Genomic DNA, 11356 nt, shown 5'->3' with positions numbered 1-11356 from the left:
CATGAAGATCGAAGGGTCGCGGATCGGCTTGTCGGTGATGACCTGGTTGATGCTCCAGGTTCCGGCGATGACCGAGGCGGCACCGGTTCTGGTCACGCCCGAACCGACCGCGCTGGCGACGACATCGAACAGCCCGGCGACGACCGGCGTGCCGGCGCGCAGTCCCGTCAGGGCCGCCACCTCCGCGCTGACATGGCCGGCAATGTCGGCCGATTCCAGCACTGGCGGCAACAGGTCCATGCAATCGCCGAGCCCATAGGCGGCAAGCAGGTCCGGCTCGTAGCGGCGGTCCTGCATCTGCAGCAGGCCGCAGCCCGACATATCTGAAGTATCGCTGCTGCGCGCACCTGTCAGGCGGTTGACGACGAAATCCTTGCACAAGAACACAGTTCCGATGCTGGCAAACAAAGCCGGCGAAAAGCGCTTGAGCCAGGCAAGCAGGGTCGGCGTCTGCGCCGCCCACGGCCGCTGCAGGCAGTGGGCGTAGGTGCGGTCGCCGACATTCTGTTCTGCCCACTCAGCAACGATGTCGACGGCGCGTGTGTCGAGCGACTGGATGCCGATCAATGGCGCGCCCGCACGATCGAGCGCGTAGAGCCCGTTGCCATGGCCGGCGCAGCCGATGGCGACGATCTCGCCGGCGTCGATACCGGCTTCAGCGATGCATTGACCAATGACCGAGACCGAATTGCGCCAGAGTTCGTCGAGGTCGCGTTCGACATGTCCGGGCTTTGGCATGGACGAGCGGCCGTCACGGGCGGCGAATGCCAGTTCGCGGCCCGACAGGTCGAAGAGGATGGCCTTGATGACGGTGTTGCCGGCATCGAGACCGAGGATATAGCTTGCCATTGGCGCCTCCCGAGACCGCAGCCTATGCCTGGTTGTACAGATCCCAGGCTGCGCCGCCATCGGCATCGTCGTGAATGATTGCCATCAGCCCGCGCACGACAGCGCTCGGGTTGGCATGCTGGTAGATGTTGCGGCCATAGACCATGCCAAGCGCACCCTGTGCCATCAAGGCGGCCGACTTGTCGAACACGGCACGCAGATCCTCCTTGCCGCCGCCGCGCACCAGCACCGGGCAGCGCGCCGCCTCGACGACGCGGTGGAAGTCGTTGGGATCGGTGGTCGGGTCGGCCTTGACGATATCGGCACCCATCTCGCGGGCAAGCCGGGTCAAGGTGACGATCTTATCGGCGTCGCCGTCGACCATGTAGCCGCCATGCTCGGTGACCGGCAGCATGGCCAGCGGCTCGATCATCAGCGGCAGGCCGTATTTCTCGCAACCGGCGCGCACGCGGGCGATGTTCTGCACGCATTGCCGGAACAGGTCCGGCTCGTCGGGTAGCATGAACAGATTGACCACGACGCAAGCCGCATCCATCTCGATGGCGCCAAGCAAGGGCTCGGCTTCGTTCTGCAGCACCGCCCACATCGCCCGGTGGCGTATCCTGTTATAGGGATTGCCCATGTCGATGCGCATCACCAGCGCCGGCTTGTCCTTGCCAGGCACGGCCTGCAGCAGGTCGGCCTGGCCGTAGTTCATCTGGATGGCGTCGGGGCCGGCCTTGACCAGCTGGTTGACCACGCTGGCCATGTCTTCCAGCCCGGCAAGGAAACTCGGCTCGTTGCAGACGCCATGATCGATGGCGACGTCGAGGCAGCGGCCGCCGCCGAACAGCCGGTTCATACGGACTTTCTTGTTTACGCGCATAGGGCGCTCCTTTGATGTGTCTGGAGGTCGATGCCGTGCCGGTCGGCCAGCAAGGCGAGGAAGGTCGAGCGCTCGGTGGCAGCCTCGCTGGCGCTCCAGTCCTTGTGCGCCGCCAGCATGTCGAGAACGGCGTTGACGAGGTCGAAGCTGAGACCGCCTGAAATGGCGATGGTGGTGCGGCGCAAGAACAGGTCGGCAAGGCACTCGACCTGCTCGCGCTCGATGATGCGCCCCATCTCGCTTGCCGAATAGTCCGACTGCGGCAGCATCTGTTCGCCCGCCGGGTGCGAAACGAAATCCCTGGCCGACGTGCCATAGCGCTGCAGAAGCGTTTGCGCGCGCTCGACCGTCAGGCCATGCTCGGCGGCGAATGACGCGCACCAGGCGTCCGGGTCGGCCGGAAAATCACGGCCGCCACCGATGGCCATGTCCTGCGTTCCCTGGCTGCGCGCGAGGCCGAGCCGCTTCAGTACCATGTCGGCGGCCAGCGCTCCAAACGAACGGAAGGTGGTCCACTTGCCGCCGATCATGCACAGTGTCGCCGGCAGGCGCCCGCTCGCTTCTACGAACTCGCAAAAATGATCGCGCGGTATGCGGCTGGTAAAACTGTCCTCGCTGGCGGGCAAGGGTCGCACGCCGGCGAAGCGGAACACGATCTGGTTTTCAGCTACTTTGATCGACGGGAATACAAAGGCGAGCGACTGCAGGATGTAGCGCTGCTCGTCCTCCTCGCAACGGACCTTGTCCGGATCGTCGACCCGGATGTCGGTCGAGCCGATCAGCACCTTGCCGAGATAGGGAAACAGGATGCAGATGCGCCCGTCCTCGTTCTCGTAATAGACCATATGGCCGCCGAGCGCGTCGAACAGTTCTGCATTGTCGACGATGAGATGCGAGCCCTTGGTGCCGCCCATCATCGTCTGCGCCGCCGCCCCGATGGCCTTGTTGGTCAGGTCGATCCAGCCGCCAGTAGCGTTGATGACCAATTGCGCCCGTACCGGCAGTTGTTCGCCCGTCAGCGTGTCGGTAATGGCGAGGCTATCACCTGTCGACGATACCAGAGCGTAGTTCAAGGCGCGGGCGTTCGCCGCGCTCGCCGTGGCGTCCAGCAGCATCTCCAGGCCGAGGCGTTCGGGCCGGCTCACCCAGGCGTCGTAATAGGTCGCCGAATTGCGGATCGCCGGATTGATCGCCGGCCATTTTCTCAAGGTTTCGGCGCGGCCCCTGAACCTGTGCGTCGGCATCAAACGCCGTGCGGCGGTGAACAGGTCGTACATGGCAAGGCCGGTCTTGATGACCAGCGCACCACGCCGGCTCGGCCGCCGCGTCAGACCCAGGAAACGCACCGCACCGTTGGCAAGGCCGGAGAAAATGTCGAAGATCGGCACCGTCGTCGGCAACGGGACCACATAGTGCGGGGCATTCCTCAGCAGCCGGTCACGTTCGAGCAGCGATTCGCGCACCAGTTTGAATTCGCCGTTTTCGAGATAACGCAGGCCGCCATGCACCATGCGTGAAAGGGCGGCGCTGGCGCCGCTGCAATAATCGCCCTTTTCCGCCAGTACGACATCGACGCCTTGCAGCGCCAGTTCGCGAAAGACGCTGATGCCGTTGATGCCGCCACCGATGACGAGCACGGCGATATCAGGCCGGTCGCGCAGACCGGCTAACGTATGGCTACGGTTCATCGGGGCTGTTGCCTTTTTTTCTCAGGCATCCATCGCGGTGAGATGCGCGGCTGCCGCGGCGTCGATTGCCGCAAGCTCGCCTGCCGCAAGCGTGATCTCCCCGGCCCGCGCATTGTCGAGCGCCTGTTCGGGATTGCGCGCGCCGCACAGCGCGAAGGTGATGCCCGGCTGGGCGAGCGTCCAGGCGATGACGATCTGCGCGGTCGACGCCTGGTGGCTCTCGGCGATAGGGGCGATGGCCTCCTTCAGCTTTGCCACCTTCTGTCGGTTGGCCGTGGAAAAGCGCGGGTTGTCCTTGCGCTGGTCGTCGCCGCCGAATGTGCGGCCGGGGTCGACCGTGCCGGTGAGCAGCCCCAGCGCCAGCGACGAATAGCTGAGCGTGGCGATGTCATGGCGGCGAGTGATCGGCAGCAGGCTGCTCTCGATGTCGCGGTCGATCATCGAATAGCGCTCCTGGATCGCATCGAGCTGGCCGGCATCGATATAGTGGCCGAGATCCTCGGCGCTGATATTGCTGGCGCCGATGGCGCGGATCTTGCCGGCTGCCTTGAGCTTTTCCAATACCGCCATCGTCTCGGCGATCGGCGTCGTCGGGTCCTGCCAATGGGTGATGTAGAGGTCGATATGATCGGTGCCGAGACGCCGCAGGCTCTGCTCGACCTCATAGGCGATGCCGTCGGCGCCGAGATAGCGATGCACTGGCTTGTCGTCCTGGTCGAAGAAATGCCCGCCCTTGCCCGAATGCCAGTTCAGCCCGCATTTGGTCGCGATCACCACCTTGTCGCGCTTGCCCTTGATGGCGGTGCCGACGATCGCCTCGCTGCGGCCAAGACCGTAGGCCGGCGCTGTGTCGATCAGGCTGAGGCCGGCATCGATCGAGGCTTCGATCGCCCGCACCGACTCCTTTTCGTCGGTGCCGCCCCACATCCATCCGCCAATCGCCCAGGTGCCCAGGCCCACGGCCGACGCCGATATGCCGGACTTGCCGATCTGCCGCTGGATCTGTCGAGAATTCATGCTGCCTCCTGTTCGGCCAGCTCGAGGATCTGGAGCCCCGTGGCCTCGTCCGTGACGATGGTGTCGAGATGATTTCCGCGCATTGCGGCGAGGATCGGCGCGACCTTGCTGGCGCCACTTGCAATGCCGATCGAGCGCGGGATGGTCGCGAACTCGTCAAGCGTCAGCGAGACCAACGAACGGTTGAGCGAGTAGTTGCAAAGCTTGCCCCGGCGATCGATGAGATGGGCGAGCAGCTCGCCTGTTGCCCCGGACTTCTCGATCGCCTGGCGATCGGCATTCGAGGACGGATGCAAATCGTAGTAACTGGAATCGTCGGTCAGGATGGAGCCGACACCCACCACCGCGACATCGGCCTCGCGCGCCTTGCGAAACACGTCTGCGACGGAGCTGATGCCCATCAGCATCTCGCGCTGCTGCGCGGTGTCCGCAAACAACGGCGCATGGATCTGATAGGCGCGGCCGCCGAGCTTGTCGGCCATCAGCGAGGCGACGTGGTTGACATCGGTGTAGTGCTTGCCCTGCACCAGCCCGGTGGCGGGAATGATTTCGACGTCGTAGCGGCGCCCCGGCTTGAGACCGGCGACCAGCGCGCTGACGCCCTTGCCGCCGGTGATCGAGATGGTGTCGCCGTCCTTGATGGTGTCGAGCAGCAGCCCAGCCGCAGCCTCGCCGACCCGCTGCAGGGCGGTGTGCGGATTTTCGGAGACCGACGGCACCACCATCGCCCGCTCGATGCCGCCCAGCGCCACCAGCCGCGCTTCCAGGTCGACCAGATGGTCGATCGGCGACTTGATCTTGATCTCGACGAGACCAAGCTGGTGACCGCGCTTGATCAGCCGGTTGACGGTCGCGTGCGAGATGCCGAGTTCCCCGGCGATCTCGGCCTGGGTCTTGCCTTCGACATAATGCAGGACAAGCGCCTGGTGCATCTGACGAACAGCGGCGATGTCGTCGCGGGTGTTGGGAGGGGCCATGGTCTTGTTTCGCCGCCTTTGAGGTTCAGGACTTCTTGCGGTGCAGGAAGTGATCGATCGACACCGCTGCCAGCAGGATGCATCCCTTGATCATGTCCTGCCAATAGACCGAGACATCGAGCAGGATAAGCGAGCTCGTCACCACCGACAGCAGAGCCATGCCGAGGATCGCCCCGAAGATGGTGCCCGAGCCGCCATTCAGCGAGGCGCCGCCGATGACGGCCGCGGCGATGATGTTGAGCTCCATGCCGGCGCCGAAGGTCGGCGTCGCCGCGCCGAAGCGCGCCATGTAGATGACGCCGGCCACTCCGGCGAGGGTCGAGCACAGCACCGTGACCCAGAACTTCACCTGATTGGTCCTGATGCCGGAGAACTGCGCGGCCTTCTCGTTGGAGCCGGTGTAGAAAACCTTGCGGAAGGCCGTGGCGCGACGCAGCAGGAAGTCGAAGATCGCCACCACGACGATGAAGATCAGGATGACATAGGGGATGTTGTTGAAACTGCCCTGGCCGATGGCCTTGAAGGCCGGCGGCAAGGTGAACAGCGACAGCGGCGTGCCCTTGGTGACCACCAGGCACATGCCGCGCACGATGACCATGGCGGCCAGCGACGTGATGAAATGATTGAGCCCTATCACGGTCACGAAGAAGCCCATGGCCGCGCCGATCAGCGCGCTGACGCCGATGCCGATCAGGCTTGCCGTCCAGGGATCGAGCCCGGCGAGGAACAGCGCACCCGAGACCACCATCGAGAAACACACGACCGAGCCGACGGAAAGGTCGATGCCGCCGACGATGAGCAGGACGGTCATGCCGACGACGACGATGCCTTCGATGGAGAAGCTCATCAGCATGGCGCGGAAATTGCCCCATGTCAGGAAGTGCGGCGAGGCGAAGCTCATGGCGATGCACAGCGCCAGGATGATGACGATCAGCCCGGCCTCGCGCATCGAGGCGAGGTGAGCGAAGTTGATGCGCCGCCCGGCGGACTTGATCTCGGCGTGCACGAGCGCTTCTCCTGATTCCCTAGGCGACATTCTGGGCCTGCCTTTGAATTGAACTGTCCTGGACGCCCGAGGCGAGCATGATGATGGCTTCCTCGCCGAGCTCGCTGGCGGCGAGTTCGCCGGCGATCCTGCCTTCGCGCACCACAAGAACGCGGTCGCACAAGCCAATCAGCTCCGGCAGTTCGGACGAGATGATGATGACGCCGACACCGCTGCCAGCTAGCTGGCGCAGCAGCCGGTGAATCTCGACCTTGGCGCCGACATCGATCCCGCGCGTCGGCTCGTCCATGATGATGACCTTGGGACTGACGGACAGCTGCTTGGCGATAGCAACCTTCTGCTGGTTGCCACCGCTCAGCGTCGACACAGTGGCCTCGATGCCGGCCATGCGCACGCCGAGCCTGCCGGTCAGCTCCCGCGCCTGACGATCCTCGGCCTTGCGGTCGAGCAGGCCGAGGCGCCCGGTGAGCCGGCCGAGGTCGAGCGCCGATATGTTCGCCGCGATCGGCAGATCGAGGAACACGCCGGAGCCTTTGCGATCCTCAGAGAGATAGACCAGCCCCGCCTTGACCGCATCGCCATAACTGCGCGGCCGCAGCTGCTTTCCGTCGAGCGCGACGGTTCCAGAGGTCATTGGCCTGAGGCCGCAGACCGTCTGTGCGATCTCGCTGCGGCCGGCGCCGATCAGGCCGCCTATGCCCAGAATTTCGCCAGCGCGAAGCTGCAGATCGACGTCGGCGAAGCGGCGCCCATCGGAAAGCCCCTCGACCGACAGGAGAAGGCGCCCAGGCCCTTGCGGCGCCAGCTTGTCGGGATAGAGCTGGGTGATTTCGCGGCCGACCATCTTGCGCACGACATCGTCGGGTGAAACGGCGGCTATCGCATCGGTCGCCACGTAGCGGCCGTCGCGGAAGACGGTGACGCGGTCGCAGAGCGAGAAGATCTCGGCCATGCGGTGGCTGATATAGACCACCGAAATGCCACGTTCCCTAAGCCCGCGCAAGATCGAGAACAGGCGTTGCGCTTCGCTTTCGGTGAGTGCGGCGGTCGGCTCGTCGAGCATCAGCACCTTGCAGTCGAGCGTCAGCGCCTTGGCGATCTCGACGAGCTGCTGGTTGGAAATGGAGAGGTCGGCGACCCTGGTGCGCACCGGAATGGGCGCGAGCAGGTCCATGACCTTCTGGGCGTCAGCGTAGAGCTTCTGGAAATTCATCAGCGGCGCGCGCCGGCTGTTGATCGCGGCCATGTAGATGTTTTCGGCAACCGTGGCGTCCTGACACAGCGCGATCTCCTGGTGGACGAGCGCGATGCCGAGACGTTGGGCGGCCGCGGGCGAGTGAATCGAAATGCGCTCACCATCGATCAGGATGTCGCCCTCGTCGGGCTGCAATACACCGGCGATCATGTTCATCAGCGTCGACTTGCCGGCGCCGTTCTCGCCGCACAGCGCATGGATTTCGCCGCGCCGCAGCTCGAACCGCACGTCGCTCAGTGCCTTGACCGGGCCGAACGCCTTGGACAGGCCGCGGATTTCAAGAATGGGCGCCTGGGTCACGCCATGCTCCTGCGATGCTTGCGGGGGAGGAAGGAGGCCGAAGCCTCCTTCCCGGTTGGTCCGGCCTTGTGGAGGCCGGGGCGGCGATCGAGACTATTCCTCGATGCCCTTGGTGCCGCGACGCTTGAGGTACTTGTCCCAGTAGAAGTCGTCCGCATTGTCCTTGGAGACGATGGAGAAGCCATTGTCGACGAAGGGCACGCTCATCGGGTTGAAACCCGAACGCTTGGCGTCGTTCATCGGATCGATCAGGCCGGGATGCTTGGCCATCCACAACAGCATGAAGCCCATATAGCCCTGCATGCCCTGGTTGGGATTGACCGAGCCGAAGATCTCGCCGGCCTTGATCATGTCGAGGATCTTGGCGTTGACGTCGGCGAGCATGACGCGGATCTTGCCGCCGCCTTCCTTGGCGGCCTGGGCAGCACCGATGGCCGAGTTGGCCTCCGGCATGAACACGGCGCCGAGGTCCGGATGCGCCTGGGCCAGGCTCAAAACCGCCTGATAGGCCTTGGTCGGATCCTGGTTCGAAGCGGCGCGGCCGACGAGCTTCATGTCAGGCCATTTGGCTTCCATGCGGGCAACGAAGGCGTTGACGCGCTTGTCGTGGTTGTCCTGACCGGGATTCTCCAGCACCGCATATTCGCCCTTGCCATCCATCGCCTTGGCAACGGCGTCGGCGGCATAGGTGCCTTCGGCATTGTTGTCGGAGGTGATGTAGGAGACGCGCTTGGAATTCGGCGAGTCGGCGGCGAAGGTCACCACCGCGGTGCCCTGCTCGATGGCGCGGTTGATCGGCTCGATGAACGGATCGGAGTTCATCGGGTGTACCAGTATGCCGGCAGGCTTCTGCGCCAGCGCCTGGTCGAAGGTGGCGATCTGCTTGTTGACGTCGTATTCCGGCGTACCCGTATAGGCGGTCTCGCAGCCGAACTGCTGGCCGGCCTGCTTGAACATTTCATAGACCGGGAACCAGTATTCGACGCCCGAGACCATCACGTTCATGACGTATTTTTCACCCGGCTCGCATTTGAACGGGTTAGGGGTTTCGGCGCGTACCTGCATCGACCCAAAGCAGGTCGATGCAGCCGCCGCGATTGCGAGCGTGCTCAGAAATTTGCGCAAGTTTCCTCCCTTGGCCGAAGCCATCCTCAATGACCGTTGCAGGCACTCAGTGAGCGCTGCCGTATGGATTTGATGATGCCGACCTTCCTCCGAAAGCCGACGATCGGGACATTACAGCCCGGGCGCGCATTGTCAATATAATTCACATAGTGAAATATATTTCACAACCTACTTCAAGGGGATTCCTACCGGGGGGGGCTCGCAGGGCACCCTCCCGCCGGCCGCGTCTTTATCGCCTGAAGCCCCCGATCCTGTCTTTGATAGATCTGTTCCGGGCGCAGCGTGACGGCTCTCCATATGTCCGCTTGGCCAGAAGTCGGCTGCAGCTTCGGCTTCGCTTTCGGGGGCCTGAGCCTGGGCAGATCGATGGCCACCCCAGCCGCATATCAAAACGGCGCGCGGGCATTTGTGGCTGGCGGGCTGTTTTTGATGTTGGTTTTGGGGAGAGGATTTGCGTTTTCTGTCTGGCGGCTTGGCTTGGCTGGTTGCGGGCGCCTGATGACAGGCCGGCAGCACAGCACAGCACAAAACAAAAGAGCCCGCACGATGGCGGGCCTTTTTGAATTTGGTTGCGGGGACAGGATTTGAACCTGTGACCTTCAGGTTATGAGCCTGACGAGCTACCGGGCTGCTCCACCCCGCGTCAATTTTTGTGTAAGCCGAGGCCTACAGATAGGTATATGGCTGACCAAATGAAAGGGCCGCTTACGCGGCCCGTGATCCCTTGGCGGGCCATTTCATAAAGAGAAGATTTTTCTCCATCCGATTTGGATGTGAGATCAACGTGCGTTTGGCAGACCTGGCAGCGACCTACTCTCCCGCGTCTTGAGACGAAGTACCATCAGCGCTGGAGCGTTTCACGGCCGAGTTCGGAATGGGATCGGGTGCAGCCGCTCCGCCATAACCACCAGGTCGGCAAAACGCACGTTGTTCGAGAAGCTTTTGAGCGAAGGGCACAAAGAGACATCGGCAGCGGGGCTGTCGGGTGCCTCTCGGGGCTGTTCGCTGGTCTTTGTGTGCCTTTACGGTTCTTGGTCTGGCGCCTTTCGAAGCGAAGCTTCGCAAGGTCGACCGTCGGCGCTGATGCGCCGCACTCACGTAGCGCCGCCCGCAGGGCGGAACAAGCGTGAGTGAGAACAGACCATCTGACTTTGTCAGATGGGCATAAGGAATGAGAACGATCAAGCCGATCGAACTATTAGTACCGGTAAGCTTCAAGCGTTGCCGCTCTTCCACACCCGGCCTATCAACGTGGTCGTCTTCCACGGTTCTCAGGGAATACTCGTTTTAAGGTGGGTTTCCCGCTTAGATGCCTTCAGCGGTTATCCCGTCCGGATATAGCTACCCTGCTATGCGGCTGGCGCCACAACAGGTCCACCAGAGATCCGTCCATCCCGGTCCTCTCGTACTAGGGACAGATCCTTTCAATATTCCTACACCCACGGCAGATAGGGACCGAACTGTCTCACGACGTTCTGAACCCAACTCACGTACCGCTTTAAATGGCGAACAGCCATACCCTTGGGACCTGCTCCAGCCCCAGGATGCGATGAGTCGACATCGAGGTGCCAAACAACCCCGTCGATATGGACTCTTGGGGGTCATCAGCCTGTTATCCCCGGCGTACCTTTTATCCGTTGAGCGATGGCCCTTCCACGCGGGACCACCGGATCACTATGACCGACTTTCGTCTCTGCTCGACTTGTCAGTCTCGCAGTCAGGCAGGCTTATGCCATTGCACTCAGCGAACGATTTCCGACCGTTCTGAGCCCACCATCGCGCGCCTCCGTTACTCTTTAGGAGGCGACCGCCCCAGTCAAACTACCCACCATACATTGTCCCGGACCCGGATAACGGGCCGCGGTTAGACATCCATAGTAATAAGGGTGGTATTTCAAGGGTGGCTCCACCTGAGCTGGCGCCCAGGCTTCAAAGCCTACCACCTATCCTACACATGCCACTACGAATGCCAATGTAAAGCTATAGTAAAGGTGCACGGGGTCTTTCCGTCTAACCGCAGGAACCCCGCATCTTCACGGGGAATTCAATTTCACTGAGTCTATGCTGGAGACAGCGGGGAAGTCGTTACGCCATTCGTGCAGGTCGGAACTTACCCGACAAGGAATTTCGCTACCTTAGGACCGTTATAGTTACGGCCGCCGTTTACTGGGGCTTCGATTCAGAGCTTGCACCCCTCCTCTTAACCTTCCAGCACCGGGCAGGCGTCAGACCCTATACGTCGTCTTGCGACTTCGCAGAGCCCTGTGTTTTTGA

At 62.7% G+C, this 11356-nt stretch carries 8 protein-coding genes, 1 tRNA gene and 2 rRNA genes (1 of these 11 only partly in view); all 11 read right to left on the bottom strand.

Translation table 11 applies throughout. From position 1 onward, the window contains the following. Positions 1-849 (bottom strand): FGGY family carbohydrate kinase (locus tag EN991_RS02275; RefSeq protein WP_245460877.1); only part of this gene is annotated, 849 nt, incomplete at its 3' end. 22 nt (positions 850-871) lie between these two features. Next, entirely contained in the window at positions 872-1690 is an 819-nt protein-coding gene (locus EN991_RS02270; RefSeq protein WP_206519140.1) for an aldolase, read from the bottom strand. Between the two features lie 14 nt (positions 1691-1704). Continuing rightward, positions 1705-3402, bottom strand: a complete 1698-nt coding sequence (locus EN991_RS02265) for a glycerol-3-phosphate dehydrogenase/oxidase (RefSeq protein WP_127368058.1) — start codon at positions 3400-3402, stop codon at positions 1705-1707. A gap of 21 nt (positions 3403-3423) precedes the next feature. Continuing rightward, entirely contained in the window at positions 3424-4419 is a 996-nt protein-coding gene (locus tag EN991_RS02260; RefSeq protein WP_027161269.1) for an aldo/keto reductase, read from the bottom strand. Further along, positions 4416-5396, bottom strand: coding sequence for a sugar-binding transcriptional regulator (locus EN991_RS02255; RefSeq protein WP_024504451.1), 981 nt, complete (start codon positions 5394-5396; stop codon positions 4416-4418). Before EN991_RS02255 ends, EN991_RS02260 begins: the two co-directional genes overlap by 4 nt. Positions 5397-5421: 25 nt before the next feature. Further along, positions 5422-6345 carry an ABC transporter permease gene (locus EN991_RS02250; RefSeq protein ID WP_224674565.1) on the bottom strand — a complete coding sequence of 308 codons (924 nt, stop codon included), beginning with the start codon at positions 6343-6345 and terminating at the stop codon, positions 5422-5424. A gap of 76 nt (positions 6346-6421) precedes the next feature. Next, positions 6422-7957 carry a sugar ABC transporter ATP-binding protein gene (locus EN991_RS02245; RefSeq protein ID WP_127365502.1) on the bottom strand — a complete coding sequence of 512 codons (1536 nt, stop codon included), beginning with the start codon at positions 7955-7957 and terminating at the stop codon, positions 6422-6424. A 93-nt stretch (positions 7958-8050) separates the two neighbouring features. Next, complete coding sequence (locus EN991_RS02240) at positions 8051-9082, bottom strand: substrate-binding domain-containing protein (protein WP_013529471.1); 1032 nt, start codon at positions 9080-9082, stop codon at positions 8051-8053. A 566-nt stretch (positions 9083-9648) separates the two neighbouring features. Next, a tRNA-Met gene (locus tag EN991_RS02235) sits at positions 9649-9725 on the bottom strand. A 154-nt stretch (positions 9726-9879) separates the two neighbouring features. After that, a 5S ribosomal RNA gene (gene rrf / locus EN991_RS02230) occupies positions 9880-9994 on the bottom strand. A gap of 265 nt (positions 9995-10259) precedes the next feature. Next, positions 10260-11356 (bottom strand): 23S ribosomal RNA (locus tag EN991_RS02225); it runs 1725 nt beyond the window's last position.

This window comes from Mesorhizobium sp. M7A.F.Ca.US.005.03.2.1 (assembly GCF_003997795.1).
GTDB classification, from domain to species: Bacteria; Pseudomonadota; Alphaproteobacteria; order Rhizobiales; family Rhizobiaceae; genus Mesorhizobium; species Mesorhizobium ciceri.
This window is presented reverse-complemented; position numbering and strand designations above follow the sequence as displayed.

Excerpts from the sequence above, each read along its gene's own strand:
- EN991_RS02250 (WP_224674565.1), bottom strand. The coding sequence starts at position 6,345 with ATGCGCGAGGCCGGGCTGATCGTCATCATCCTGGCGCTGTGCATCGCC.
- EN991_RS02255 (WP_024504451.1), bottom strand. The coding sequence starts at position 5,396 with ATGGCCCCTCCCAACACCCGCGACGACATCGCCGCTGTTCGTCAGATG.
- EN991_RS02260 (WP_027161269.1), bottom strand. The coding sequence starts at position 4,419 with ATGAATTCTCGACAGATCCAGCGGCAGATCGGCAAGTCCGGCATATCG.
- EN991_RS02265 (WP_127368058.1), bottom strand. The coding sequence starts at position 3,402 with ATGAACCGTAGCCATACGTTAGCCGGTCTGCGCGACCGGCCTGATATC.
- EN991_RS02270 (WP_206519140.1), bottom strand. The coding sequence starts at position 1,690 with ATGAACCGGCTGTTCGGCGGCGGCCGCTGCCTCGACGTCGCCATCGAT.